This is a genomic window from Raineyella fluvialis (assembly GCF_009646095.1).
Taxonomy (GTDB): Bacteria; Actinomycetota; Actinomycetes; order Propionibacteriales; family Propionibacteriaceae; genus Raineyella; species Raineyella fluvialis.
Genome location: NZ_CP045725.1, coordinates 1267974 through 1292963 on the forward strand (window position 1 = coordinate 1267974; position 24990 = coordinate 1292963).

Genomic DNA, 24990 nt, shown 5'->3' on the forward strand with positions numbered 1-24990 from the left:
CGGCAAATGATGCGATCTCGCCAGTGGACCCCGCGTGGAGAACGCCTGGTCAAGCGTCTAGATTGTCCTCATGAGACCGTTAACATCGGGCCCGGGCAACGTCGCCCGCAACGTGTGGTACACCCCGTCTCCGCTCTGCCCGCCGGGACGCTGCGGCTACTGCGACGGGCTCAGACGCCTTGAAGCCGTGGCCGCCTGACGTCCCGGTCGTGACGGCCCGCCGGCTGCTGGATGCGTCAGCCGAAAGTCAGGGTGGCGACGCCGTCGGGCGTCCCGAGCAGACACAGCGAAGCGCGTTGACGGGCGAAGATGCCGACGGTCACCACGCCGGGCCAGTCGTTGACGGCGGATTCCATCGCGAGCGGGTCATCGATCCGCAGGCCGCGGACGTCCAGGATGTGTTGGCCGTTGTCGGTGACGTACGGCGTCCCGTCGTCGTTGCGCCGCAGCACCGCGGTCCCGGAGGTGCCGAGCACCCCGGCGGCGAACCGGCGGACCACGGAGGCCTCCGCCATCGGGACCACCTCCACGGGCAACGGGAAGGTGCCGAGGACGTCGACGCGCTTGGAGGCGTCCGCGATGCAGACGAAGCGCTCGGCGAGTGAGGAGACGATCTTCTCCCGCGTCAGCGCGCCGCCGCCGCCCTTGATCATGCAGCCGTTCGGGTCGATCTCGTCCGCGCCGTCCACGTAGAGGTCCAGGTGGTCGACCTCGTTGGCGTCCAGCACGGGGATCCCGAGCGCGCGCAGCGCAGCGGTCGACCGTTCCGAGCTCGACACGGCGCCGGCGACGGGCGACGGCATCTCGCCGAGCGCCTCGATGAAGTAGGCCACGGTGGACCCGGTGCCGACACCGATGATCGTTCCCGGGGTCACGTAGCGGATGGCTGCGCGCCCGACCTCTGCCTTCAACTGGTCCTGGGACAGCTGAGCCATGCGAGATCCTTCGTTCGTCGTGACACCTGCGGCGGCCGTGCCCCTCGCCGACGAGGGGCAACCCGACACACACTAGCGGAGCCCGTCGGTGACGTACGCCTCGATGGACCGGCCGCCGCCGAGACCCGGACGGCCCTTTCCCGCACCTCAGGCCGCCTCGATCGGTGGGATCCGTTCCCTCCCGGTGGTCCGCTCCCAACAACTCAGCCACGCCTCCCAGCGCACTGCCACCAGGTCGGCGCGATCGGCGCGCGGGCCGGTCTGGGTCGAGGTGGGCGTCGGCAGCCGGACGCCTGCCGTCGCCTCCGCGCAGATCCCCGCGGCACCCAGGCTCGGCAGATCCGTCTCCATGACCAGGTCGAAGCGCCGCCCCGTGCCGTCGGCCAGCAGCTGGGGGAACACCGGGTCGACCCCGAACGCACCCGTGAGGTAGATCGACTCGTCCCCGGCGGGGACGACGGCCTCCATCACCAGCCGGTCGGCGGAGACGACTCCTTCCACCAGCCCATAGGCGATCTGCGCGCGCGACGTCTCCCGGTTGAGCCCATGGAGCTGGCACACCGGCTCGTTGAACCAGAACGGCCCCCGCTCCGCCATGATGTGCGGAATGAAGTACGGCGCGTCCGCGGCCTCGGCGGGGGAGATCCTGGCCGCCAGGTCGACCACGTCGCGCACCGCGTCCTCGGCGCCGCCGAAACCGAAGAAGACCGCTGCGGCGCCGAGCGCGTCGCCCCCGTTCGTCACGCCGTTGATCAGCCATTCACCGTCCCGCAGGCCCCGGCGCTGGAGCGCGAGCGACCTCCCGTCCGGACCGGACAGACAGCTGTTGACGACATGGGTGGTGCCCAGGATGAGGAACGGCTTGGCCCCTGGCGCCGTGCCGAGAACGTACGACGCCGCGGGGGTGTCGGCCGAGCCGACCGCGACGGGAAGCCCCTCGGGGATCCCGAACCGGGCGGAGGCGGCGGACGTGACGGTCCCCAGGATGCTGATCGGATCGAGCACGGGAGGGAGGACGGCCGGGTCGATCCCCAACTCCTGGCAGGTGTCGACCAACCAGTGCGAGCCCGGCCCGCAGGTGTCGAACACCCCGGTGTAGGAGGCCTGGGTCGGGTCCAGCGCACAGACGCCGGTGAGGACCTGCCCCAACCAGGTGCCGGCCAGGCCCATGGTGTCCATCGCCCGGAAGGTGTCCGGTTCGAGTTCCCTGAGCAGGTGGTACGCGACCGCCGTGAGGGTCGCCGGTGACGCATGGTTCCCGGTCGCCGCGACCTCGCGGGCCGACCGTTTGCCGGAGTACTCCTCGAAGTACTTGCGCATCGCCGGACTGTCCCAGGTCACTCCCAGTCCCACCGCCCCGCCGTCGGTCCCGAGGGGGACGACGGTGGGGCAGTGCGTGTCGAGACCGACACCGGAGACGTGAGCCACAGCAGGTCCCAACTTCTGGATCACGTGCTGCAGCGACTGGGCCCAGGCCCGGGTGTCCGCCCGTCCCGCAAGCCCGCGCCGGGACTCGGGGTGGGTGGCCCGCGCACGGGCCAGCACCTCCCCGGAGTCGGTGATGATGACCCCCTTCGTGGCGGAGGTGCCCAGATCGATGCCCAGATACGTGCTCATCGTGGTGTCACGCCAGGAACTTCGCCGCGTCGGACACGCCGGCGCCGTCGTGGATGATCGCCTTGAGAGCACGCACCATCTTCGCCGGATCCTCCGCGCCCCAGATGTTGCGGCCGGTGGTCATCCCGGCGGCTCCGGCCTCCATCACGTTGGCGGCCTGCTCGAGAACGTCCATCGGCGTCTTGGTGGGGGCGCCGCCGGCGGCCACCACGAGCGTGGGGGTCGCCTCCACCACCTTGCGGAACTCCTCGGCGGAGCCGGTGTACCAGGTCTTGACGATGTCGGTGCCGCACTCCGCAGCCGCTCGCGCCGCGTACACGACGGAATCGGTCGAGCCCTTGCGGTCACCCCACAGCTCTCCGCTCGGGTACGCGTGGCACACCACCGGCAGGCCCCACTTGTGCGCCTCTTCGGTGACGGCGCTGAGCATCTCCAGCATCGCCACCTGGTGCTCCGAGCCCGCGGAGATGCCGACGGCGATCGCATCGGCGCCGAGCCGCAGGCAGTCGGCGACCTGGCCGACCGTCGCGTCGTACGTGGCGTGGAAGTCGATGCAGAACGTCGAGCCCTTCACGATCAGCGGGATCTGCTTGGTGCGGCCCGACAGCAGGTGGCCGGCGACTCCCTTGAAGACGGTGAACGCGTCGGGCTCGGCCTCCATGATCTTGTCGAACGTCGACTTGAGGTCGGCCAGGCGCGGGGCGACACCCCGCGGGACCGCCTGGTCCAGGGCGACGGTCATCATCCGGCCGTCCTCGCCCAGGATGCGGCGCAGCCGCAGCTCGCGGCCGAGGGCCGAGGTGGTGCCGATGGGGTTGAGAGTGAACATGTCCATGGGAATCTCCTTGAGTGTCAGGGTTTCGTGGGGTGATGTGTCAAGCCCAGGGATCCACGCCGACGCGCAGGTCCTTGCCGGAGGCGACACGATCCAGGGCGGCGTGTACGTCGTCCAGGGGGAACTGGGTGCCGATCAGGTCGGCCACGTCGAGACGCCCCGACGACACCAGCGGCGCGATGGCCTGGAAGTTCTCCAGGCGGCAGGACGAGGCGCCGACCACCTCGTACTCGTTGTAGTGGATGTCGTTGGCGAGGATCTTGAGCACATCGGCGGAGTTGAAGCCGGCGAAGGCGGAGATCCGGGCACCCGGAGCCAGAACGCCGAGGTACGGAGTCAGGGCGTCATTACGGCCGACCGCCATGATCGCCACGTCCAGGCCCCCGTCGGTGAGGTCCGCGATGTCGGCGGCCACGCTCTGGGAGGGAGCGAAGACGTGGTCGGCGCCCGAGTCCCGCGCGATCTGGTGGCGTCCGGTGTTCGGATCGACGGCGATGACGGTCTGCACGCCCTGCGCCTTCGCCAACCGGATGTGCATCAGGCCCAGGGGCCGCAGCCGGAGACGAGGACTGCTTCGGCCCGGCCCACCTTCGCCAGGTTCTGGCCGTTCAGGGCACAGGCCAAGGGCTCGACCACCGCGGCATGCGTCGCGGGGACCCCGCCGAGGGGGATGAGGCATTGGCGCGCACTGCGCGGGACGCGGATGTACTGCGAGAGCCCCCCGGTCAACTGGTAGCCGAAGGCCACCCGGTGGCGGCAGATGTTGGGGTGTCCCTTGCGGCAGGCCACGCACTCGCCGCAGGGGACCAGCGGGTAGAGCGCCACCTGGTCGCCCAACTCCACCCCTTCGGGCAACGGTCCGTTGGAGTCCACGACGACGCCTGCCGTCTCGTGGCCCAGGACGCAGGGAAGCGTCACGTTCTTGGTCTTGGCGCCGGTGTAGATGCGCACGTCGGTGCCGCAGAGCAGCGCGGAGGTCACCTTGACCAAGGCATCCCCCGGCTCCAGGGCGGGGATGTCGTGCTCCTCGAGGCGTAGGTCGTTCGGGCTGTGGAGGACCGCTTGCTTCATGCCGGTCACTTGTTCTCCTGAGATCTCTCGGATGGGACGACTTCGTACCCTCGAAATGTTCGTTCCAATCACGTAGCCCTGTCAAGTCGGCCATAAATGCGCGGTGTGCGAACACAATGGCCGTCTTGACAGCTTGAGCTGCGCACATCGATCATTGAGCCGTCGCGTCAGGCTGACGCGACGTCACAGGAGGAGGAGACGTGTCGCGTCGAGAGCCCTTGCCCCCGGGCGAGATCCAAGCGATGGCAGAAACACTGCGTGCCTCGGTCATGCACATGCTGGCGGAGGCACGCAGCGGGCACAGTGCCGGTCCGCTCGGGATGGCGGAGATCCTGGCCAGCTTGTACTTCGGGTGCATGAAGCACGATCCGGACGACCCGGCCTGGGAGGGCCGCGACGTCTTCATGCTGAGCAACGGCCACACCGCGCCGATCCTGTATGCGGCATTGGCCCACGCCGGGTACTTCCCGGTGGAGGAGCTCACCAGCCTGCGGCAGTTCGGCAGTCGCCTCCAGGGGCACCCGGAACGGGTCTCGCTCCCCGGGCTGGAGAGCACGTCCGGCCCGTTGGGCGAAGGCCTGTCACAGGCCGCCGGCTACGCGTACGTGCTGAAGAAGCTGCACCGCAACCCCCATCGGTTCGTGTACGTCGTCATGGGCGACGGGGAGCTCAATGAGGGCAACGTGTGGGAAGCGGCGATGTTCGCCGCCAAGAACGGGCTCGGGCAGCTCATCGGGATCGTCGATCGCAACTACATCCAGATCGACGGGGCGACCGAATCGGTCATGCCGCTCGGCGACCTGCGAGCCAAGTGGGAGGCGTTCGGCTGGCACGTGCTCGAGGTCAACGGCCACAGCGTGACCGCCCTGCTCGACGCGGTCCAGACGGCGCAGGCGGTCGTGGACCGCCCGACGATGATCCTCGCGCACACGATCCCGGGCAAGGGCGTGGATTTCATGGAGTACGACTTCCGGTGGCACGGGAAGCCGCCGTCGCCGGCGGAGCGGGACGCTTGGCGCTCGGCCCAGGGCCTGGAACCGGCCGGATTCGATCACGTGGCAGCGGAGAAGGAGCAGTGATGGCGGGATATCCCTTGGCGGAGGGCGTGCTGACCGACCAGGTCGCGGCGGAGCCCATCAGGGTCGGCTTCGGCCGGGGCCTGCTCGAGGCCGGCCGGCGCGACGAACGGGTGGTGGCGCTGTGTGCGGACCTCACCGACTCCACGCAGATGTCCCGGTTCCTCGACGCGTTCCCCGACCGGTTCGTCGAGGTCGGGATCGCCGAGCAGAACCTGGTGACGGTGGCCGCCGGGATGGCCCGGGCCGGCATGATCCCCTTCACCAGCTCGTACGCGGCGTTCTCGCCCGGCCGCAACTGGGAGCAGATCAAGACCTCGGCCTGCCTGAACGAGCTCCCGGTCAAGGTGGTCGGTTCACACGCCGGCCTGATCACGGGCAAAGACGGCGCGACGCACCAGATGCTCGAGGACATCGCCCTGATGCGCGTCCTGCCCGGCATGGTCGTCGTCTGCCCCGGTGACAGCATCGAAGCGGAGAAGGCCACCGTGGCCATCGCCGCGAACGATGCGCCCAGCTACCTGCGACTGGCACGCGACGCCACTCCGGTCTTCACCACCCCGGACTCACCCTTCGAGCTCGGCCGGGCCTACGTCCTCCGCGAGGGAAGCGACGTCACCCTGGCCGGCACCGGAGCGCTGAGCTACGAACTCCTGGTCTGCGCCGACTTGCTCGCCAGGGAGGGGATCGAGGCCGAAGTGATCCACATGCCGACTGTCAAGCCCCTCGATGAGGAGACGCTGTTGGCGAGCGCCACCAGGACCGGGGCGGTCGTCACCGCCGAGGAGGCCCAGGTCGCCGGCGGTTTCGGCGGGGCGGTGGCTGAGCTCCTGAGCGCCTGCCAGCCCTCCCGACTGCTGCGCCTGGGCGTGGAGGACCGGTACGGGGAGTCGGGCGACCCGCGCGAACTCCTGGAGGCGTTCGGACTGACGGGGGCCGGGATGGCGCAGAGGGTCCGTCAGTTCCTGTCACGATGAGCAGGCCCTCGACACCACCCGGGAGACGCATGAGCACGCCCCACGCGGCTGACGACCAGCCTGCACGCACCGCCCGACGCGACGTCAGGGGCGACAAGCGGCGTGCCCGGATCGTGGAGCTCGTCTCCACCGGGGCCAACGTCGCCGTCGCCGACCTGGCCGAGCAGTTCGGTGTGTCACTGGCGACCATCCGGCGTGACCTCAGCGACCTCGAGGAGCGCAAGATCCTGACCCGTACGTACGGGGGCGCGGCGCTCGCCCGCCCCCGCGCCGAGCTGGACATGCTGCAACGAGGTCAGGCGCACGCCGGCACCAAGCGCGCGATCGGTGCGCGGGCGGCGGGGATGGTCGAGGACGACGACCTGATCATCCTCGACGCCGGGTCGACGACGGAGCAGGTGGCCCTGGCCCTCGATAACCGCCCCGTCACCGTCGTCACCAACGGGCTGCGCATCATCGTGCGCCTGGTGGCTTCGGACAACGTCAAGGTGCTGGTGCTGGGCGGGAGCCTGCGAGGATTCAACGAGACCATCCACGGCGCCGACGCCGAGGCCATGCTGCGGCGTGTCTACGCCAGGTACGCCTTCGTCGGTGCCGACGCCATCCACCCCCGGCGGGGGGTGGCCTCGCGCACGTACGAACAGGCTCGCCTCAAGTCCCTGATGATGGAGAGCGCCGCTGAGGTCGTGGTCGTCTCGGACTCCTCCAAGCTCGGCGACAGCAGCTTCAACCACTGGTCCCCCATGCCGCCCCGGTGGACGCTGATCACGGATCAGGAGGCGGATCCGGCGGTGCTGGAGTCCCTGCGGGGCACCGGTGCCGACGTCGTGCTGTGCGGGCCGGAAGGCGCCTGACACAGTCCGCCCCCCGCACCGGACGAAGCCCCCGGCGGCCACCGAGCCGCCGGGGGCCACACACATCACGCGACCTGCGCCACCGCCCCCGCGGCGATGTCGAGCAGACCCAGGTAGCCGTCGATTGTCCACGCGGCGCGGCCGACGAACAGGCCGTCCACTCCAGGGACCCGCAGCGTGTCCACCGCGTTGCCCGGGTTCACCGAGCCGCCGTAGAGGATCGCGGTCACCCGATCGCCCCACTCGTCGGCCAGCGCCGCGAACACCGGCGCGATGTCGGCCGGACGCGCCTCGCGACCGTGCTCCCCGATCGCCCAGATCGGTTCGTACGCGATCACCACCCGGCTAGGGTCCGCCACGTCGGCCAGGGCGGCAGCCACCTGGCCGAGCACGTGCTCGACACTGTCACCGGCCTCGAACACGGCCGCCGACTCGCCCACGCACAGGATCGGTCGCAGCCCGTGGCGCAGCGTGCTGCGCACCTTGAGGTTGACCGTCGCGTCGGTTTCCCCGAAGAACTCACGTCGCTCCGAGTGGCCGATCTCCACCAGAGCGGCCCCCGCCTCGGCCGCCTGCGGCACCGAGATCTCCCCGGTCCAGGCGCCGGCGTCCTCCCAGTGCGCGTTCTGCACTCCGAGCAGCACCGGGCTGTCGGGCCCGAGGCAGTCGCGGACGACCGTCAGCGCCGTGGCGGGAGGAATGATGAACGGCTGCACGCCGGACGGAGCACCGTCGGCCAACGCCTTGGCGAGCCGCGTGGCGTAGTCGCGCGCGAAGCCCAGCGTCCCGTTCATCTTCCAACTCGTCCCCACCCACAGCATCAGCCGACCCCCTCGTACGCACAGATCGCGTCGACCTTCGGAGCAGACGCCGACGTCGCGTCGAAGGTGTACTCGAGGAACTCCGCGGCGAGCCGGCGGGCCAGCTCCACCCCGATCACCCGCGCACCGAGGCACAGCACCTGGCCGTTGTTCGACAGCACCAGCCGCTCCACGGAGAAGCTGTCGTGCGCGGTGCTGGCGCGCACGCCCGGCACCTTGTTGGCCGAGATCGCCATCCCCATCCCGGTGCCGCAGACGAGGATGGCGCGTTGCGCCTCGCCGTCGGCGACCTTCCGGGCCCCGGCCACCCCGACGTGCGGGTAGAAGGTCTGGTCGTCGGCAGAGCCGACACCCACGTCGATCACCCGATCGACGCGCGGGTCGGCCGCGAGATCGGCCTTGATCCGGTCCTTGTAGTCCACGCCGGCGTTGTCGGCACCGACCACCACCACGTATCCCATGTCTTCTCCTCGCTGTGTCCGGACGCGACGAACGTCCGGAGGGTGTGTTCAGGGTCGGGGCGAGCGGATCCGCTCCCCCGCAGGGGCGGCCACGGGCCGCCCGGGGCAGGCCTGACGGCCTACCGGAAAGGGCCGGCCGGATCCCGGCCGGCCCCCGGCCCCGTCACGTCCGGACAGGGCCTACGTCGTGCTCCTCAGGAGACGGCGAGCGCCTCCCGGTGCGACAGCAGCCGACCGGCGTACTCGGCGGCCACCCGGGTCGACTCGATCATGCTTCCGCCGTTGGCGACGCCCTTGCCGGCGATGTCGAAGGCGGTGCCATGGTCCACGGAGGAGCGCATGAACGGCAGCCCGAGGGTGACCGTCACCGCCTTCTCGAAGTCCAGGGTCTTGCAGGCGATGTGTCCCTGGTCGTGGTAGAGCGACAGGATGCAGTCGTGGTGCCCGTCCAGGCCGAAGGCGAAGACCGAGTCGCCGGGCAACGGCCCGCGGGCGTTGATGCCGAGCTTCTTGGCGTCCTCGACGGCCGGGATCAGGTGCTCGACCTCTTCGGTGCCGAACATGCCGCCCTCGCCGCCGTGCGGGTTGAGGGCCGCCACCGCGATCGACGGGTCCTCGAAGCCCAGGGCGCGCAGCTCGCGGTCGATGTCCTTGAGGTACGTCAGGGTGCGCTCCCGGGTGATCAGGTCGCAGGCCTGGCGTACGGACACGTGCCGGGTGAGGAAGAACACCCGCAACTTGTGCACGTTGAACATCGTCAGGGCGTACGGGGAGTGGGTGAGCTCGTTGAAGATCTCGGTGTGGCCGATGAAGGGGATGTGCGCCGCCTTCAGGGCCGCCTTGTTGATCGGGGCGGTGGACACGGCGTCCAGGCGCCCGGCCAGGCCGAGTTCGATCGACTTCTCCAGGTAGGAGTACGCCTGCCGGGCGGCATCCGCCTGGACGACGCCGTACTCGATCGTCGCGTCCGGCACGGCGTGGGTGTCGAGCAGGTCGACGGTGCCGTACTCGTACGCCGCCTCCTCCGGTGCGGAGATCTCGTGGATCCGCAGGGTGGTTCCCTGGATCGCGGCGGCCCGCTCCAGGTGCTGCCGGCTACCGATCACGAACGGGCGGCAGGCCTCGTAGATCATCGGGCTCTGCACCGTCTGGAGGACGATCTCCGGGCCGATCCCCGCGGGGTCTCCGAGGGTGATCGCCGTGACCGGCCTAAGCGCTGACTGCTGCATTTTCCTTGACCTCTTCTTGACATGAGCTCCGATTGTTCTCATCGAAGATCCGATTGACGCATTGCACTGCGGTCTGCGGGGTGCCGGTGAGGCCGCCCTTGCAGACCACGGGGATGCCGTCCCACGGCCCACCCACGACGACGCCCTGGTCGGCCTGGGGGATGACGTAGTCGACGAGTCCGAGACCACGGGTCCCGAGGGCCTTGCAGGTGTTGACCATGACGTCGCCACCCGTCAGGTACAGGCCGGCCAGCGAGCAGCCGATCGCCACGGCGGCGCGGCGACCGATCTCGCCCAGGCGCAGCGGGATCCGGGAGGGGCCGGTGCCGGGTTCCAGACCGGCCCCCCGTTCCAGAGCGGCGAGGTCCACGACCCGCCCCGAGAGGGTCGATTCCAGACCCAGCATGACCACCCGCGGCGGCGTCGGCAGGTTCATCAGCCGGGTCACCTCGTCGAAGGCCCGCTCCGCCTCGGCGGTGAACGCCGCCTCCTCGCCGATCAACGGACCGATCGCGATCTCGACGACCTCGGTGCCGGGGACCTGGCGCAGCTCGTTCATCTGGCCGTTCGTGGTGCCGGTCGCGCTGCCGGCCACCACCAGGACGGTGCCCCGGTCGCTCTCGGCACAGTGGAGCCGGGTGGTGCGCTCCTGCGGCACCCGGGTGGGCACCACGCCGCTGCGGATGGCCATCCGCTCGGTGAACGGGCCCGGATCCACGCACACCGTCTTCCAGCCGAGTTCGACCAGCGCGAGGGCGATCGTGTCGACGTCCTCGAGCGACGTGGCGTCCACCAGGATCGCCCGGGCACCGGCGGCACGCTCCTCGACCAGAGCCGCCTTCAGACAGTCCGTCCCGGCGAGCACGGCGTCGATGCCGACCTGGCCGACCGCGACGCTGCACTGCCCGGCCAGCAGCCGGCGCAGGTTGGACTCGGTGACCGGGGTCCGTACGTCCACCGCCACCGGGGTGCGGGCGAGCAGCACCGAGTCGATCAGCGAGTAGCCGCCCACGACGATGCGCCGGGACTGCGGCATGGCGGGCACGACGACGGCCACGTAGTCGTCGCCGAGCACGCTGAGCATGCCCTCGACCTCGGGGCCTATCCCGCCGCGGCAGGTGGTGTCGATCCGCTTGGAGAACAGCCGGGCGCCGGCGTCCACCAGGTCCTGGGTGGCGTGATGCACCCTGGCGTACGCCTCGGGTCCGGGCAGGGCCCGGGAGTCCGAGTTGATGATCACGGCCTCGTGGTCCCCGTCCAGCTCCCCGACGCCGCCGGCGTCGAACAGGACGACGGTGTCCACCCCGACGCGCGCCAGCAGGGCGCCCACGGTGGTCGCTCCGGTCAGGTCGTCGGCGATGATGCCTAGGCTCGGCATGTCCTCATCTCCTCTCGTGGTTGCGTACGGTCGCTGGTCAGTCGGCGAGGGCGAGGGCCGCGTTCTTCGGCCTGGCCTCGACCAGCGTGAGGATCACGCCGAGGGCGAGCACCAGGACCACGACGAAGTAGCCGAAGGCGACGCCGTAGTTGCCGCCAGTGACGTCCAGCAGGGCGCCGACGATCATCGGGGCGAAGAAGCCGCCGAGGTTGCCGCCGGAGTTGATCAGGCTGATCGCGAAGGGGTACGTCTTCACGTTGGTGACGTCCATCGGGTACGCGGTGAACATCGGCCAGCCGATGTTCAGGAAGAAGCCGGTCAGCATCAGGCTGACGACGATCAGCGTGGTGTTCTGCGGCGCGTTGATGACGGCGACCAGCATGATGGCGGCGAACAGCGCGGTGAGCAGCATCGTCGGCTTGCGGCGGCCGTTGAACACCTTGTCGGAGATGTAGCCACCGATCAGCGCGCCGATCAGGCCACCGACGGCCGGTGCGGCGGCGATGAAGCCGGTCTTGGCGAGGGTGAAGTGCCGGGCCTGGACCAGGTAGAGCGGGACCCAGGTGAGGAGGCCGTAGTTCACGTTGTTCATGAAGAAGTAGGCCAGGGTGTCGCCCCACACGTTCCACGACTTCAGGACCTGGCCGTTGCTGTCCATCGTCCGGACGTCCTTGAGCCGGATGAGGCGGTCGAGCCAACCCATCGAGCGGAACTCGACCTTCTTGCCCGCGGTGGAGGTGTCGTTGATGTGGGCGAGCTCCAGCTCGTTGACCTGCTTGCTCTGCGAGGGACGGTTACGGACCACCAGGTACCAGATGATGGACACGAGCACGCCCGGAGCGGCGAACCAGAGGAACACCGCGCGCCAGCCGGCGGCCATCGCGATGGCGATCGCGATCGTCGGGACGATGATCGGGGCGAACTGCGTCGAGGCGATGTAGAGACCCGTCGCGGTGCCCTTCTCCTTGGCCGGGAACCAGGCGTTGACCGTGGAGGTCATGCCGACAGGCACCGGGCCCTCGGCGAGACCGAGCAGCAGGCGAAGCGCCAGCAGACCGACCGCCGCGGTGGTGAAGCCCATCATGAACGTCACGACGGAGAAGGCCAGGATCGCGATCGAGACGATCGTACGCGTCCCCTTCTTGCCGATCAGCAGCCCGGCGGGGATCTGCGAGACCGCGTAGCCGAGGAAGAAGAAGCTGGAGATCGCACCCATCGTGAAGTTCGAGATCACGAACTCTTTCTTCACGAAGGGCAGCAGGGCGCCGATGTTGGACCGGTCGGCCATGCAGACCACGTAGCCCACGAAGATCGTCCCCATCACGACCCAGCGATAGGCGGTCGGCTTGGTGACCGGGGCGCGGCGCGCGGAAGTAGGTTGGATTGATGTTGCCATGGTTGGTGCTCCCAATGTCGTCCTTGACAGTGAGCAATCGGTGATCTGCCCCGCGAACGGTGACCCGAACGCGAGGTGGCTCCGACCGACCTGACGACGACGAGCGGTGACCACGACCGCCGGCGAGCTGGGGTGCCGGGTCCGCGCATGTTCCGCGGCTCCACCAGGTCGCGCCGGATGTGCCGGTCGCGGCGCCGATCCGTCAGGTGCCACCTCCGCGGTCTGCGAACCTCGGAGCGTGGCGGATGACCAACGCTGGGCCACATCCTGCTCCACACCCCGCCCCCGGACACCACCCCGATGCCCGAGTCCGGGAGGATGTGTCATTATTGGCACGGGCTTTGACAGGCCCTTGTTGTGTTGCCCCTGATGATCGCGTCCCATGGGAGGTCTGCTCACATGGTGTCGCGTCACCCCGAAGCGGAACACACGGCGACCCCGCTCGGCCCCCGCAGCCGGGCTCGACTGGCCCAGCTGGCGGAGCTCTATTGGGTGGACGGGCACACCGTGGAGGACATCGGCCGGCAGCTCGGCATGTCGCGCTCGACCGTGTCCCGACAACTGGCGCGTGCCCGGGCGGAGGGCGTGATCGAATTCGTGGTGCATCGCGACGCCAGCGCCGACCTCGCCCATGAGTTGGCGGGCCGGTATCGGGTCCGTGCCGACGTCGTCGACGTGATGCCAGAGGCAGCCGCCCCGGCGCGACTGGAGGCCGTGGCCGCTGCGGCGGCCCGCCGCCTCGCGTCGCTGATCGCCCCGGAGATGATCGCGACGATCGCGTGGGGGGCCACCATCGAGGCGGTGGCGCGCCATCTGGAGCCCTACCCCGTCCACGGTGTCCGGATCGTCCAGGCCAACGGTGCGGGCAACTCCTTCACCCCCGGGATCGCGTACGCCGGCGGACTGATGGAACGCTTCGCCCAGGCCTTCTCGGGCAGCGTCCAGTTGCTCCCGATGCCGGCCTTCTTCGACTCCGCGGCCACCCGCGAGGCGATGTGGCGCGAGGGGAGCCTCCAACGCGTTCTGCGGCTGCGCCGTTCCGCCGACCTCCTGGTGACCTCGATCGGCACGGTCCGCAGTGAGTTGCCGGGCCACCTCTACCGAGGCGGCTACCTCGGGGACCATGTCGTCCAGGAGTTGCTCGCCCACGGGGTGGTGGGCGACCTGGCCGGCATGTTCTTCCGGGCCGACGGCAGCTTCGACGCCATCGGCGCCAACGACCGCTCCACCGGCCTACCGCTGGGGGACCTGCGGCGCATCCGCACTCGTCTGGTCGTCGCGGCCGGCGGGGCAAGGCCGCCGCGCTCCGGGCGGCCCTGGCGGCTGGTTTCGTCACCGATCTGGTGGTCGACGCGCGCTGCGCGGAGGATGTCCTGGCAGGCGCGGAATGATTGCATCGCGCATTCACGTCTCGACAAGGGCCCCAAACCTCGGCAGATCGGCTCATCTTGACGGGTACTTGACAGGAGTCTTGATCTAAACGATCATTTTCGAAGCAAGCTGTGATCGACCGCGCCCAGAGTTCCCGGTTTCCGACCCCGGGGACCGACCACAGTGAGCACACGGTGATCAGCGTCGCCCTCGGGTGGACCCGTCGCTCCGACACCGAGTAACCACCGGGTCCACCCCACCGCGGGGGAGAATCACGTCATGGCTGACGCACACCCCGCCCGTACGTCCGAAGAATCCGCCGTCCAGCGTCCGGTGAAGTCCAGCAAGGGGCAACGCCGTCGCGAGCAGATCCTGCACCTGCTGACCACTGATCCGGAGACGAACGTGACGGTGAGCGACCTGTCCGAGACTTTCGGGGTCTCGGTGGCGACGATCCGCCGCGACCTGTCCGATCTCCAGGAGCAACGCCTCATCACCCGTACGTACGGTGGAGCCGCCCTCCAGCGACTACCTGCCGAACTCACCATGGTCGAGAGGGAGTCGACCCACGCCGACGCCAAAAGGGCCATCGGACGGGCCGGGGCAGCGCTCATCGAGGACGGCGACCTGGTCATCCTGGACTCCGGCTCGACCACGGAACAACTCGCCATCGCCCTCGGTGACCGGCCGGTCACCGTGGTCTCCAACGGCCTGCGCGTCGTGCGTCAACTGGTGCCGTACGCGCAGGTCCGGGTGACCGTGCTCGGTGGGTCGCTACGTGGTTTCAACGAGACGACGTACGGCCCCGACGCCGAGGCGATGCTCCAGCACGTGTACGCGACCCTGGCCTTCGTGGGCACCGACGCCGTCGATCCGCAGCGCGGCATCACGTCGCGTACGTACGAGCAGGCCCGACTGAAGTCGCTCATGCTCCAGAACTCCCAACAGGTGTTCGTCGTCGCCGACTCGTCCAAGCTCGGCCAGCACCAGGCTTTCAATTACTGGTCCCCCCTGCCCGCCGGCTGGGGACTGATCACCGACGACGGCGCCGATCCCGAGGCGCTGGAAGAGCTTCGAGCGGTCGGGGCGACCGAGATCATCATCGCCCCGACCGCTCGGGAGACGTCCGAGGGGGCAGCACTCGCCTGACCACGTCCGAGTCCTCACCACCGCCGACCGCCGAGCAGGCCCGGGGCGAGGTTTGACTTCAAGTACTTGAAGTTTGCAGACTCAATGGAGTGAGCGCACGAACCACTCCCCGCACCTACTCGATCAAGGAAGCTGCCGCCCTGACCGGCCTGCCGGCCAGCACCCTGCGCTACTACGAGTCGATCGGTGTCATCGCCCCCGTGGGGCGTGGGGAGAGCAGCAAGCACCGCGTCTACAGCGAGGCCGACCTCGACCAGATCATGTCGGTGGCGTGTCTCTCCGCGGCCGGGTTGTCGGTCAAGGAGATGCAGCAGTACATCGCCAACGGGCAGCTGGGCGCTTCAGCCGCCAGCCGGCAGATCGAGCTGCTCACCACCCAGCAGGAGCGTCTGGCCCTCGAGGCCGAGCTGCTGGCCGTCCGCCAGCAGTACGTACGCCTCAAGATCGCGTATTGGCAGGCGGTCGAGGCTGGCGACGAAACACAGGTCGAGCTGCTGGGTGCCGAAGCGCGCAGGCTGGCTGACCAGCTCAAGCGAGTCAAGCGCTGACCATCAGCGCCTCGCGGGCCGACCCACTGGTTCCGGACGACTCACATCACCCTCCACGCACAACGAGAAGGACCTGGCTATGAGCCCCTCCCTGACAAACGTCAAGGCGTACGCCGCACCGGCCGCCGGCGAGCCGCTGGTGCCCACCACCATCGAGCGCCGCGAGGTCGGCGCCAACGACGTGCTGATCGAGATCAAGTACGCCGGCATCTGCCACTCCGACATCCACACCGCCAACGGCGACTGGGGACCGCAGCCCTACCCCCTCGTCGTCGGCCACGAGATCGCCGGTGTCGTCACCGAGGTCGGCCCGCAGGTCACCACCCACAAGGTCGGCGACCACGTCGGCGTCGGCTGCATGGTCAACTCCTGTGGCGAGTGCAAGAACTGTCTGGCCGGTGACGAGCAGTACTGCCTCGATGGCACGGTCTTCACGTACGGCTCCACCGATCGCGACGGCACCGTCACCCACGGCGGCTACTCGACCCACGTCGTCGTCGACGCAGACTTCGTGCTGTCCATCCCGGACACCATCGAGCTCTCGCAGGCGGCTCCGCTGCTGTGTGCCGGCATCACCACGTACTCGCCGCTGGCCCACTGGAACGCCGGTCCGGGCACGAAGGTCGCGGTGGTCGGCCTCGGCGGGCTGGGCCACATGGCCGTCAAGATCGCCGACGCCATGGGAGCCGAGGTCACTGTCCTGTCGCAGTCGCTGAAGAAGAAGGACGACGGTCTGCGCCTCGGGGCCGACCACTACTACGCCACCAGCGACCCGGCCACCTTCACGACGCTGGCCAATGAGTTCGACCTCATCATCAATACCGTCAGCGCGAACATCGACCTCAATGCCCTCTTCGGGCTGTTGGACGTCAACGGCACGCTCGTCGGTGTCGGTGCACCGCCCGAGCCGTACTCGGTCGCCGGCATGGCGCTCGCCTCCGGTCGTCGTTCGTACGCCGGCTCGATGATCGGCGGCATCGCCCAGACCCAGGAGATGCTCGACTTCTGCGGTGAACACGGTCTCGGCGCCGACGTGGAGATCATCTCCGCCGACCAGATCAACGAGGCGTACGAGCGGGTGCTCGCCTCTGACGTGCGCTACCGGTTCGTGATCGACACCGCAACGCTGTAACAGCTCGCGGCGGCCCGGGAGGATGCCTTCGGTGCATCTCCCGGGCCGTCAGGTACCAGACTGGTATCATTCGGGCATGGCGATGACACTGCGGCTGGAACCCGAGGACGAGAGGACGCTCGCCCTGCTCGCCGAGGCGCAGGGGGTGAGCAAGCAGGAAGCCACGGTGAGAGCGATCCGAGAGGCGGCAGCCAGAAGGCTCCGTGAGGACAAGGTGCGTCAGTTGTCCGGGGCGGCCCGCGCACGCTACGCCGACCTGCTCGACCGGTTGGGTCAGTGACCGAGTACCTCACCCTGGACGACGTCTTGTCGCTGGTGGAGGATCTCGCCGTCGGCCCGGTGCGCGACGTCGGCCTGCTCGACTCGGCGGTCCACCGCCCCCAGGTAAGCGTCTTCGGACGTGACGCCTATCCCGGCATCGACGACAAGGCGGCCGCCCTGCTGGAGTCACTGGTCCGCCATCACGCGTTGGCCGATGGGAACAAGCGCCTGGGCTGGCTCTGCGTCGTTGTCTTCTACGGCCTCAACGACATCACTCTGGAAGCGCCAGACGATGATGCCTACGACGTGGTGATCGCCGTCGCCAGTGGGACCATCAGCTACCAGGAGGTGGCAGGCCACCTGGCTTCCTGGCATTGACCAAGCGCGCGGGGACACCCCATCCTTCGTCGCCCGGCGACTGCGCAGCATCACTTCTCGCAGGCGACCCCGTCTCCGTCACGGTCGAGCCCGCTGCGGTATCCCGGGTCGCCGCGGTGGAGCGGCGCGGCCCCGGCCGCCTTGGCAGCGGTGCAGTTCGCGTAGTACACCGAACTCGACGTAGTGCCGGATCCCCCGACGTCGAGCCCGACGTGGTGCCCGAGCCGCCGGACGTGGTCCCCGAGGTCTGGTCGGCGGAACCGGAGAGGGCGACCGGCGCTGAGGGAGCCGTACTCACCGCAGGAGTCGGCGTCGGTGTCGGTGTAGGAGTCGGGGTCGGCGTGAAGGAGGCGACCGGCGCCCCTGACGGAGTCGGGGTGACCGTGACGGTCACCGTGGGGGCAGGTCTGGGCGTCGTCGGTGCCGCGGCGCCCCGCGGAGTCGCCGCCGCCTGTCCGATCCCCGCGATGGCCAGGGCGATCCCGGCCACGACCAGGGGCCAGGCGGCGCCTCGGGCTCGCGCCCGCACGATGCCGACCACGGCAAGCGCGAGACCGGCGATGATCAGCGGCACGTACGCCAGACCCCCGAAGGCGAACAGCATGGTCACCACGGCGACACCGGCGACGATCAGCTGCCACCGCGGTGGCTTCTCCTTCGCACCGGGTCCGGGATCCGCGGGCCCGCCGGTCGGCGGAAGCCCAGCTTCCGGGGAGGCCGCAGCACCGAACGTCGGTCCGGCCGCCCCGGCCGGCGGGAGGGTTTCGCGGTAGTAGAGGCCGCTGCCGGGGATACCGGCCGACACCGTCGTACGGCCCGTGGTCGACTTCGTCACGCCGAAGCCGCGCCCGCCCACCCGTACCGACGCACTCTTCTTGCCGAGATTCAGCCTGACTCCTGGCGCGCTCTTCACGCTCTTCCGAAAACCCCACCCCATGCCAGTCCCCCTCAGATCACGGGCCACGCCCCCCGGCACGCCCTCTGGCGGTCTCCAGTCTGGCCCACGGACCTGCGCGGGGCAGCTGCTGTGTCAGATGTCGCAGCCGGCCACCTCCAGCACCAGCCCCCACGTAACGCTGTGCGTCGCCCCGGGGTCCAGCACCGCCAGGGAGTCGCCGGTGACGAAGGCGTTGGCCGGGCAGGACATCGGCTCGGCGGCCACGCCGCTGCGTCGGTAACTCCCCGCCCAGGGGAGGTCACCGGTGCAGACCTGCCAGTGCCCCAGTGGCCGGTCCATCCAGACGGCAGCCGTACGACCATCGGGGGCCGCGAGTCGCACCCACGAGCGCCCGCCGTCGACGTCAGCACCCGCGGACGGATTGTCACGGACGGCTGCCACGAAGCCGTCGTCGACCGCCACCGTCCCGATCCGCCGGGAGGTCGAGAAGTCGTACGACTCGGGGACCGGCTCCACGGCCGCTGGCAGGAGCCGCTCGTCAGGGCGCACCCAGGCCGACGCGTCGACCTGCAGCAGACAGTCATCAACGCTGGCCGCGCCCGGCGACAGCCACGGATGGAAGCCGACCCCGTACGGAGCCCGCGCGGCGCCGGTGTTCGTCGTGGTCAGCCGGATCGTCAGCCCGTCAGCCGTCAGGCGGTAGGAGACCTGCACCGCGAGCCGGAAGGGATAGCCGGGGACAGGAGTGAGGTCCAGCGCGAGGTCGACACCGCTGTCGGAGTGCTCGAGGCAGGTCCAGGCCCTCTCGTTGACCAGGCCGTGGATGGCGGTGTCCCGCTCCGGCTCGTTGACCGGCAACTGGTGGGTGACGCCGTCGAAGCGGTAGCGGCCGTCGGCGAGCCGGTTCGGCCAGGGCAACAGGATCGCCCCGTGCACGATCGGCGGCAGCTCGTCCTCGCCGAAGGGCACCACGACGTCGCGGTCGCCGACGCGATAGGCCCGCAGCGTGGCTCCGCGCTCGGTGATCACCGCCTCCTGGTCGCCGTACGCGATGGTGAACTGCCGGCCGGTCGGGACGGTGGTCATCATGTCTTCCTCCTCGGACGAGGTCGGTCCCCGCGCAGACCAGGAGTCCGCGCGGGGACGTGGGTCAGCTGAGCGATCCGCTGCGGCGCTTGTTGAGCAGGTCGAAGGCGACCGCCGCGACCAGGACGAAGCCCTTGATGGCCTGCTGCCACGCCGGGTCGACGGCGAGGATCGACAGGCCCATGTTGAGGACGCCCATGATCAGGGCGCCGATCATCGCGCCGCCGACCTTGCCCGAGCCGCCGGTGACCGCCGCGCCGCCGATGAAGCAGGCGGCGATGGCGTCCAGCTCGTAGCCCATGCCGGCGCTCGAGACGGCCGCACCGGCGCGGGAGGTGACCACGATGCCCGCGAGAGCGGCCATCACCCCGGCGATGACGAAGACCCCGAAGGTGATCCGCCGGGCATTGACGCCGGACAGCTCGGCGGCGCGGTAGTTGCCGCCGATGGCGTAGATGCTGCGGCCGAACCGGGTGTTCTTCAGCAGGAACGAGAAGACCAGCATCAGCACCCCGATGAGGGCCAGAACGATCGGGAAGCCTCCGGTCGAGAGGGCCAGCAGGTAGGTGAAGGCCAGGATGACGACGGCGATGGCGACGAGCTTGCCCCAGAAGACCCCCGGGCGGTCCACCGGCAGGCCATGGGTCGCCATGGACCGACGATTGCGTAGGCCGGTGAGGACGAGGACGGCGACCGATGCCACACCGATGAGGACGGTGACGCCGTCCAGGTAGCCGAGCGCGGCGGTGTCGGTGAAGCCGAGGAGGTTCGGGATCGCCCCGTTACCGATCTGCTTGAACGCCTCCGGAAAGCCCGAGATGGTCCGGCCGACAAGCAGCTGGGCGAACCCGCGGAAGATCAGCATGCCGCCCAGGGTGACGATGAACGACGGCACCCCCACGTACGCCACCCAGTAGCCCTGCCAGACGCCGACCACGAGCCCGACGAGGAGCCCGAGGGCGACCGCGACGAGCCACGGCAGGTGCCAGGAAGCCATCCCGATACCGATGACACCGCCGATCATGGCGACGCTCGAGCCCACCGACAGGTCGATGTGCCCGGCGATGATCACCAGCAGCATCCCGATGGCGAGCACCATCACGTACGCGTTCTGCTGGATCAGCGAGGCGATGTTGTCCGGGACGAGGAGCCTGCCTCCGGTGAGGAGTTGGAAGAGGGCGACGATGCCGATCAGGGCGATCAGCAGAGCGGACTGGCGAAGCTTCGCCCGCCGGGCCACCCGCGCCTCGGCACGCAGGGCCTCGGGGTCGAGGGCGGGGCGCCCGGATCGCCCGGGCTGGCCGCGACGTTCCGCCTGATCGGTCACAGTGATGGTGCTCATGCCACGCTCTCCTTCGTCTCCGTGGTCATCAGGCGCATCAGCGCCTCCTGGCTGAAGTCGGGGCGGTCGAGCTCACCTGTCAGCCGGCCCTCGTTGATGGTGTAGATGCGGTCGCAGAGCCCGATCAGTTCGGGCATCTCCGACGAGATGACGATGACGGCCCGGCCGGAATCGGCGAGCTGGTCGATGACCTGGTAGATCTCGTACTTCGCGCCCACGTCGATGCCGCGGGTCGGTTCGTCGAGGATGAGGACGTCGGGATCGGTGTAGATCCACTTCGCCAGCGACACCTTCTGCTGGTTGCCGCCGGAGAGGTTGCCCACGGCGGACTCGATGCTGGCGGTCTTGATCCGGATCTCGTCCTGGTAGCGCTGGGCGACCAGCACCTCCTCGCGCAGGTCGAGGACGCCGCGGCGGGTGATCTTGCCCATGGCGGCCGCCGAGATGTTCTCCCGGATCGTCTGCAGCAGGTTGAGTCCCATCTCCTTGCGGTCCTCGGTGACGTACGCGATGCCATGGCGGATCGCCTTGCCGACGGTGGACACGTCGATCCGCTGCCCGCGCTTGTAGACGGCTCCGTCGACGACGCGCCCGTACTGCTGACCGAACAGGCTCATCGCCAGCTCGGTGCGGCCGGCGCCCATCAGCCCGGCGATGCCGACGATCTCGCCGGCGCGGACCCTCAGGTCGGTGTGGTCGGCGACCAGCCGCCCGGGGATGTAGGGATGCTCCACCGTCCAGTTCTCCACCCGGAGCAGTTCCTCCCCGAGGGTCGGAGAGTGCTCCGGGAACCGGTGGTCGAGGCTTCGCCCGACCATGCCCCGGATGATCCGGTCCTCGTCCGCGGCGTCCGGGCCCCGCATCGGCAGGGTCTCGATGGTCCGCCCGTCGCGGAGGATGGTGGTCTCGTCGGCGATCTCGGCGATCTCGTTCAGCTTGTGGCTGATGATGATCGCCGTGACGCCCTCGGTCCCGAGCTGACGGACGAGGTCGAGCAGCTGCTCGGAGTCGTCGTCGTTGAGCGAGGCGGTCGGTTCGTCGAGGATCAGCAGCTTCACCCGCTTGGACAGGGCCTTGGCGATCTCCACCAGCTGCTGCTTGCCGACCCCGAGGACCCCCACGAGCGTGTCGGGGTCCTCGTCCAGGCCGACCTTCGCGAGCAGGGCCTGCGCCTCGGCGCGCATCGCCCGCCACTGGATCACACCGCCCTTCGTGGCCTGGCGGCCGAGGTAGATGTTCTCCAGGATCGACAGGTTCGCGCACAGGGCGAGTTCCTGGTGGATGATGACGATCCCCGCGGCCTCCGAGTCGCGGATGCTGCCGAACGTCGCCCGCTCGCCCTCGTAGACGATCTCGCCGCTGAACGTACCGGCCGGGTACACGCCGGAGAGCACCTTCATCAGCGTCGACTTGCCGGCACCGTTCTCGCCGCAGATGGCGTGGACCGAGCCGCGGCGCACCCGGAAGGTGACGTCCTGCAGGGCCGCGACCGGGCCGAAGGTCTTCGAGATGTCGCGCATCTGGAGGATCAGGTCGTCCTCCCCCTCGCTCGCCGCGAGGGTGCGCCCACCGCCGAGGCTGGTCATGCCCCGAGCTCCGAGGCCGAGTAGAAGCCACTGGTGACCAGCGTGGAGGTGACCGTGTCCGGAGTGACGACCTGGGGGTCGAGCAGGAAGGTCGGGATCTTGCCGGTGCCGTTGTTGTACTCCTTGCCCGCGCTGATCTCCACCGCGGTGCCGGTCACGACCTGCTGCACCATCGTGGCCGCCCGGTCCCCCAAGGCCCGGGTGTCCTTCCACACCGTCATCGCCTGCTTGTGGGCCAGCATGTTCATCACGTTCGCCTTGTCAGCGTCCTGGCCGGTGACGAGCGGCCAGTTCCCGTCGGGGCGGAAGCCGCGGGCGTCGAGGGCCTGTTCGATGCCGAGAGCGAGCGAGTCGTTCGGCGAGAGCACGGCGTCGAGCCGCTGCCCGCCGGTGTAGAAGGAGTTCAGCCGGGTCTGCATCTCGGCCTGGGCCTTGGCGCTGTCCCAGCCGAGGATGCCGATCTGCTGCCAGCCCGACGCGTCCTTCGGGACCTTGCCCGACGGGGACGCCAGCTTCCCACTGGCGAAGTAGGGCCCCAGCACCGACCAGGCACCGGCGAAGAACTGTGCCGCGTTGGGGTCGTCCGGGGAGCCGCCGAAGAGCTCGACGTTGAAGGGACCGCGTCCGGCGGTCAGCCCGAGGCGCTGCGCGAGGAACTCGCCCTGCATGACGCCCACGCGGAAGTTGTCGAACGAGACGTAGTAGCTGACGCCCGTTGACCCCTCGATCAGCCGGTCGTACGAGATGACGGGGATCCGCTTGCTCCGGGCCTGTTCGACGACGGGGCCGAGCACGGTGCCGTCGATCGGGGCGACGACCAGCACGGAGACGTTCTGCGTGATCATGTTCTGGATCTGGCTGATCTGCTGGTCGGTCTTGTTGTCGGCGTACTGAAGGGTGGTGCGGTAGCCCATCGCCTGGAGCTTCTCCTCCAGGTGACCGCCGTCGCGGCTCCACCGTTCGAGGTACTTGGTAGGCATGGACAGCCCGATCACGGCGTTGCGGGCATCGAGGGCCGCGGCGGCAGCACCGGGGCGTTCGGCGACGCATCCGGCGGTCGTGGCGGCGACTCCCGCGGCAAGGGCGAAGGACAGCAGGGTCCGACGTTTCACCACTGCGTTCAGGTTCACAACGATCTCCTCATTGAGACGGGTGGGGATGGGGTGGCGGATGGGGGTGAGGACGATGCGGTCAGCTGACCGGGCCGCGGAGCTCCCGGTAGCGGTCGAGCACCTCGGGGGTGGGGTCTGCCTCGTGGATCCGGGTGCCGGCCGGCCGCCAGGCCGGGGGCTCCCGGTCGCCACTGAGGGCCCAGGCGGCCTGCCGAGCAGCCCCGAGGGCGACGTACTCCGCCGGCGGCGGCACCTCGACCGGGCGGCCGAGCACCGCCGGGGCGATCAGCCGGACGGCCTCGGAGCGGGCACCCCCGCCGATCAGCACGATCCGCTGCGCGGTGACACCGGTCGCCGCCTCCAGGAAGGCCACCGCGTCGGCGAGGGAACAGAGCAGGGCCTCCACCGCGGCCCGGGCCAGGTCCTCGCGGCTGGTCCGGCTGGTCAGTCCGGCGAGCGTTCCGGTGGCGTACGGTCGCGACGGCGTCCGCTCGCCGTCCAGGTAGGGCAGCATCGTCAGGCCATGGGCGCCGGCGACGGACGCCAGGGCGAGGGCGTCGAGGCCGGCGTGGTCGACGCCCAGCAGGAGCCGGGTGGTGTCGAGGATCCGGGCGGCGTTGATCGTGCACGCCAACGGCAGGAAGTGGCCGGAGGCGTCCGCGAAGCCGGTGACCAGGCCGGTCGGGTCAGCCGTCGGCACCGGCGAGACCATCGCCGCCACGCCACTGGTGCCGATCGACAACGACACCTCGCCGGGACCCAGCCCGAGCCCGAGGGCCGCCGCCATGTTGTCCCCGGTGCCCGCGGCGATCGCCGCTCCGCCGCGGGTCCGGCCGACCACCGCATTCGGGGCGGAGGCCAGGGTCGGCAGTTCGATCGGGTGCCCGATGGCACTCGCGGCGAGCTCCGGAGCCCAGGCGTCGGCCTGTGGGTCGAAATAGCCGGTGCCGGAGGCGTCGCCGCGGTCGGTGGCGAAGAGTGCCTCGTCGGCGCTCAGGGCGCGGGTGACGTAGTCGTGCGGCAGCAGGACGCTGTGCGTACGGGCGGCGTTGTCCGGCTCGTGCTCGGCCATCCAGCGCAGCTTGGTGGCGGTGAACGACGCGACCGGGACGCTGCCGATCCGCCGGGCCGCCGCGGCGGGACCGCCGAGCTCGGCGGTGAGTTGTTCGGCCTGCGGAGCCGAGCGGGTGTCGTTCCACAGCAAGGCGTCGCGGACCACGTCGCCGCGCTCGTCGAGGGCGACCATGCCGTGCTGCTGGCCACCTACGGCGACGGCCTCCGCCCGCGGCAGGAGGTCGGCCGCGGTGGCGTCGAGCGCCTCGAGCCAGTGGCGGGGGTCGACCTCGCTGCCGTCGGGGTGGGGGGCGCGCCGTTCGTCGACGACGGCTCCCGTGTCGGTGTCGACCAGCAGTGCCTTGGTCGACTGGGTGGATGAGTCAATGCCCAGGACGAACATCGTCGGTCTCCTGTCGGCTGT

The 24990-nt window shown here is 69.6% G+C and carries 26 protein-coding genes and 1 pseudogene; 10 read left to right on the plus strand and 17 right to left on the minus strand.

What is annotated here, in order from left to right; translation table 11 throughout:
• Window positions 1–236 precede the first annotated feature (236 nt).
• From rpiA to Rai3103_RS17615, 5 genes are all read right to left on the minus strand, one after another.
• Window positions 237–935, minus strand: a complete 699-nt coding sequence (rpiA, locus tag Rai3103_RS05800; RefSeq protein ID WP_153571788.1) for a ribose-5-phosphate isomerase RpiA — start codon at window positions 933–935, stop codon at window positions 237–239.
• 147 nt (window positions 936–1082) lie between these two features.
• On the minus strand, window positions 1083–2552 hold the full coding sequence (locus tag Rai3103_RS05805) for a xylulokinase (protein ID WP_153571789.1): 1470 nt from the start codon (window positions 2550–2552) through the stop codon (window positions 1083–1085).
• A gap of 7 nt (window positions 2553–2559) precedes the next feature.
• Entirely contained in the window at window positions 2560–3387 is an 828-nt protein-coding gene (locus Rai3103_RS05810; protein ID WP_153571790.1) for a class I fructose-bisphosphate aldolase, read from the minus strand.
• A 40-nt stretch (window positions 3388–3427) separates the two neighbouring features.
• Entirely contained in the window at window positions 3428–3925 is a 498-nt protein-coding gene (locus tag Rai3103_RS17610) for a zinc-binding dehydrogenase (protein ID WP_228489213.1), read from the minus strand.
• The gene (locus Rai3103_RS17615; RefSeq protein WP_228489214.1) at window positions 3925–4458 is read right to left on the minus strand and encodes a zinc-dependent alcohol dehydrogenase; all 534 of its coding nucleotides are present in this window, start codon (window positions 4456–4458) and stop codon (window positions 3925–3927) included. Before Rai3103_RS17615 ends, Rai3103_RS17610 begins: the two co-directional genes overlap by 1 nt.
• Window positions 4459–4658: 200 nt before the next feature.
• Here Rai3103_RS17615 and Rai3103_RS05820 point away from each other — a divergent pair, with 200 nt between their 5' ends.
• From Rai3103_RS05820 to Rai3103_RS05830, 3 genes are read left to right on the plus strand one after another with little or no spacing between them, the layout of a single operon-like run.
• Window positions 4659–5537, plus strand: a complete 879-nt coding sequence (locus tag Rai3103_RS05820) for a transketolase (RefSeq protein WP_228489215.1) — start codon at window positions 4659–4661, stop codon at window positions 5535–5537.
• Complete coding sequence (locus Rai3103_RS05825) at window positions 5537–6511, plus strand: transketolase family protein (protein WP_153571791.1); 975 nt, start codon at window positions 5537–5539, stop codon at window positions 6509–6511. Before Rai3103_RS05820 ends, Rai3103_RS05825 begins: the two co-directional genes overlap by 1 nt.
• 29 nt (window positions 6512–6540) lie before the next feature.
• Window positions 6541–7365: a DeoR/GlpR family DNA-binding transcription regulator gene (locus Rai3103_RS05830; protein WP_194793287.1), complete on the plus strand. Its 825-nt coding sequence runs from the start codon at window positions 6541–6543 to the stop codon at window positions 7363–7365.
• 65 nt (window positions 7366–7430) lie between these two features.
• On the opposite strand, the gene Rai3103_RS05835 is transcribed toward Rai3103_RS05830, so the two are convergent.
• The 5 genes from Rai3103_RS05835 to Rai3103_RS05855 form a co-directional block, all read right to left on the minus strand.
• Complete coding sequence (locus tag Rai3103_RS05835; protein WP_153571793.1) at window positions 7431–8186, minus strand: triose-phosphate isomerase; 756 nt, start codon at window positions 8184–8186, stop codon at window positions 7431–7433.
• Window positions 8186–8647: a ribose-5-phosphate isomerase gene (locus Rai3103_RS05840; protein WP_153571794.1), complete on the minus strand. Its 462-nt coding sequence runs from the start codon at window positions 8645–8647 to the stop codon at window positions 8186–8188. The genes Rai3103_RS05835 and Rai3103_RS05840 overlap by 1 nt, the downstream gene beginning before the upstream one ends.
• A gap of 194 nt (window positions 8648–8841) precedes the next feature.
• Window positions 8842–9876 (minus strand): 4-hydroxythreonine-4-phosphate dehydrogenase PdxA, encoded by a 1035-nt coding sequence (gene pdxA, locus Rai3103_RS05845; protein WP_153571795.1) that lies wholly within the window; start codon window positions 9874–9876, stop codon window positions 8842–8844.
• Window positions 9857–11254: a four-carbon acid sugar kinase family protein gene (locus tag Rai3103_RS05850; RefSeq protein ID WP_153571796.1), complete on the minus strand. Its 1398-nt coding sequence runs from the start codon at window positions 11252–11254 to the stop codon at window positions 9857–9859. The genes pdxA and Rai3103_RS05850 overlap by 20 nt, the downstream gene beginning before the upstream one ends.
• A 37-nt stretch (window positions 11255–11291) precedes the next feature.
• On the minus strand, window positions 11292–12650 hold the full coding sequence (locus Rai3103_RS05855) for an MFS transporter (protein WP_153571797.1): 1359 nt from the start codon (window positions 12648–12650) through the stop codon (window positions 11292–11294).
• A gap of 399 nt (window positions 12651–13049) precedes the next feature.
• Between Rai3103_RS05855 and Rai3103_RS05860 the strand changes: the two genes are divergently transcribed.
• The 6 genes from Rai3103_RS05860 (at window position 13050) to Rai3103_RS05885 (ending at window position 17489) form a co-directional block, all read left to right on the plus strand.
• On the plus strand, window positions 13050–14102 hold the full coding sequence (locus tag Rai3103_RS05860; RefSeq protein WP_194793288.1) for a sugar-binding transcriptional regulator: 1053 nt from the start codon (window positions 13050–13052) through the stop codon (window positions 14100–14102).
• 198 nt (window positions 14103–14300) lie between these two features.
• A complete protein-coding gene (locus Rai3103_RS05865; protein WP_153571799.1) occupies window positions 14301–15170 on the plus strand; it encodes a DeoR/GlpR family DNA-binding transcription regulator in 870 nt (289 codons plus the stop codon).
• 89 nt (window positions 15171–15259) lie between these two features.
• Window positions 15260–15718, plus strand: coding sequence for a MerR family transcriptional regulator (locus Rai3103_RS05870; RefSeq protein WP_153571800.1), 459 nt, complete (start codon window positions 15260–15262; stop codon window positions 15716–15718).
• A gap of 79 nt (window positions 15719–15797) precedes the next feature.
• Window positions 15798–16850, plus strand: a complete 1053-nt coding sequence (locus Rai3103_RS05875) for an NAD(P)-dependent alcohol dehydrogenase (RefSeq protein WP_153571801.1) — start codon at window positions 15798–15800, stop codon at window positions 16848–16850.
• Between the two features lie 76 nt (window positions 16851–16926).
• Window positions 16927–17130 carry a CopG family transcriptional regulator gene (locus Rai3103_RS05880; protein WP_153571802.1) on the plus strand — a complete coding sequence of 68 codons (204 nt, stop codon included), beginning with the start codon at window positions 16927–16929 and terminating at the stop codon, window positions 17128–17130.
• Window positions 17127–17489 (plus strand): type II toxin-antitoxin system death-on-curing family toxin, encoded by a 363-nt coding sequence (locus Rai3103_RS05885; protein WP_153571803.1) that lies wholly within the window; start codon window positions 17127–17129, stop codon window positions 17487–17489. Before Rai3103_RS05880 ends, Rai3103_RS05885 begins: the two co-directional genes overlap by 4 nt.
• Window positions 17490–17539: 50 nt before the next feature.
• On the opposite strand, the gene Rai3103_RS18700 is transcribed toward Rai3103_RS05885, so the two are convergent.
• Complete coding sequence (locus Rai3103_RS18700; protein WP_153571804.1) at window positions 17540–17659, minus strand: excalibur calcium-binding domain-containing protein; 120 nt, start codon at window positions 17657–17659, stop codon at window positions 17540–17542.
• Between the two features lie 171 nt (window positions 17660–17830).
• Between Rai3103_RS18700 and Rai3103_RS05895 the strand changes: the two genes are divergently transcribed.
• Window positions 17831–18262, plus strand: a complete 432-nt coding sequence (locus Rai3103_RS05895) for a hypothetical protein (RefSeq protein WP_153571805.1) — start codon at window positions 17831–17833, stop codon at window positions 18260–18262.
• Between the two features lie 53 nt (window positions 18263–18315).
• On the opposite strand, the pseudogene Rai3103_RS18990 reads toward Rai3103_RS05895, so the two are convergent.
• From Rai3103_RS18990 to xylB, 6 genes and pseudogenes are all read right to left on the minus strand, one after another.
• Window positions 18316–18426 (minus strand): annotated as a pseudogene (locus Rai3103_RS18990) (DUF4236 domain-containing protein); the annotation flags it as partial.
• A gap of 93 nt (window positions 18427–18519) precedes the next feature.
• Entirely contained in the window at window positions 18520–19476 is a 957-nt protein-coding gene (locus Rai3103_RS05905; RefSeq protein WP_228489216.1) for an aldose 1-epimerase family protein, read from the minus strand.
• Window positions 19477–19537: 61 nt separating this feature from the next.
• Window positions 19538–20815: a multiple monosaccharide ABC transporter permease gene (gene mmsB, locus Rai3103_RS05910; RefSeq protein WP_153571806.1), complete on the minus strand. Its 1278-nt coding sequence runs from the start codon at window positions 20813–20815 to the stop codon at window positions 19538–19540.
• Window positions 20812–22401: a sugar ABC transporter ATP-binding protein gene (locus Rai3103_RS05915; RefSeq protein WP_153571807.1), complete on the minus strand. Its 1590-nt coding sequence runs from the start codon at window positions 22399–22401 to the stop codon at window positions 20812–20814. The genes mmsB and Rai3103_RS05915 overlap by 4 nt, the downstream gene beginning before the upstream one ends.
• Entirely contained in the window at window positions 22398–23531 is a 1134-nt protein-coding gene (locus Rai3103_RS05920) for a substrate-binding domain-containing protein (protein WP_228489217.1), read from the minus strand. Before Rai3103_RS05920 ends, Rai3103_RS05915 begins: the two co-directional genes overlap by 4 nt.
• A gap of 61 nt (window positions 23532–23592) precedes the next feature.
• Window positions 23593–24969 carry a xylulokinase gene (xylB, locus tag Rai3103_RS05925; protein ID WP_153571808.1) on the minus strand — a complete coding sequence of 459 codons (1377 nt, stop codon included), beginning with the start codon at window positions 24967–24969 and terminating at the stop codon, window positions 23593–23595.
• Window positions 24970–24990 lie beyond the last annotated feature (21 nt).

Coding starts and splice junctions, on each gene's coding strand:
- Rai3103_RS17615 (WP_228489214.1), bottom strand. CDS start 4,458: ATGAAGCAAGCGGTCCTCCACAGCCCGAACGACCTACGCCTCGAGGAG.
- Rai3103_RS05835 (WP_153571793.1), bottom strand. CDS start 8,186: ATGCTGTGGGTGGGGACGAGTTGGAAGATGAACGGGACGCTGGGCTTC.
- Rai3103_RS05805 (WP_153571789.1), bottom strand. CDS start 2,552: ATGAGCACGTATCTGGGCATCGATCTGGGCACCTCCGCCACGAAGGGG.
- Rai3103_RS05865 (WP_153571799.1), top strand. CDS start 14,301: ATGGCTGACGCACACCCCGCCCGTACGTCCGAAGAATCCGCCGTCCAG.
- Rai3103_RS05855 (WP_153571797.1), bottom strand. CDS start 12,650: ATGGCAACATCAATCCAACCTACTTCCGCGCGCCGCGCCCCGGTCACC.
- xylB (WP_153571808.1), bottom strand. CDS start 24,969: ATGTTCGTCCTGGGCATTGACTCATCCACCCAGTCGACCAAGGCACTG.
- pdxA (WP_153571795.1), bottom strand. CDS start 9,876: ATGCAGCAGTCAGCGCTTAGGCCGGTCACGGCGATCACCCTCGGAGAC.
- Rai3103_RS05860 (WP_194793288.1), top strand. CDS start 13,050: ATGGTGTCGCGTCACCCCGAAGCGGAACACACGGCGACCCCGCTCGGC.
- Rai3103_RS05810 (WP_153571790.1), bottom strand. CDS start 3,387: ATGGACATGTTCACTCTCAACCCCATCGGCACCACCTCGGCCCTCGGC.
- rpiA (WP_153571788.1), bottom strand. CDS start 935: ATGGCTCAGCTGTCCCAGGACCAGTTGAAGGCAGAGGTCGGGCGCGCA.
- Rai3103_RS17610 (WP_228489213.1), bottom strand. CDS start 3,925: ATGCACATCCGGTTGGCGAAGGCGCAGGGCGTGCAGACCGTCATCGCC.
- Rai3103_RS05875 (WP_153571801.1), top strand. CDS start 15,798: ATGAGCCCCTCCCTGACAAACGTCAAGGCGTACGCCGCACCGGCCGCC.
- mmsB (WP_153571806.1), bottom strand. CDS start 20,815: ATGAGCACCATCACTGTGACCGATCAGGCGGAACGTCGCGGCCAGCCC.
- Rai3103_RS05915 (WP_153571807.1), bottom strand. CDS start 22,401: ATGACCAGCCTCGGCGGTGGGCGCACCCTCGCGGCGAGCGAGGGGGAG.
- Rai3103_RS05825 (WP_153571791.1), top strand. CDS start 5,537: ATGGCGGGATATCCCTTGGCGGAGGGCGTGCTGACCGACCAGGTCGCG.
- Rai3103_RS05830 (WP_194793287.1), top strand. CDS start 6,541: ATGAGCACGCCCCACGCGGCTGACGACCAGCCTGCACGCACCGCCCGA.
- Rai3103_RS05840 (WP_153571794.1), bottom strand. CDS start 8,647: ATGGGATACGTGGTGGTGGTCGGTGCCGACAACGCCGGCGTGGACTAC.
- Rai3103_RS05905 (WP_228489216.1), bottom strand. CDS start 19,476: ATGATGACCACCGTCCCGACCGGCCGGCAGTTCACCATCGCGTACGGC.
- Rai3103_RS05850 (WP_153571796.1), bottom strand. CDS start 11,254: ATGCCGAGCCTAGGCATCATCGCCGACGACCTGACCGGAGCGACCACC.
- Rai3103_RS05880 (WP_153571802.1), top strand. CDS start 16,927: ATGGCGATGACACTGCGGCTGGAACCCGAGGACGAGAGGACGCTCGCC.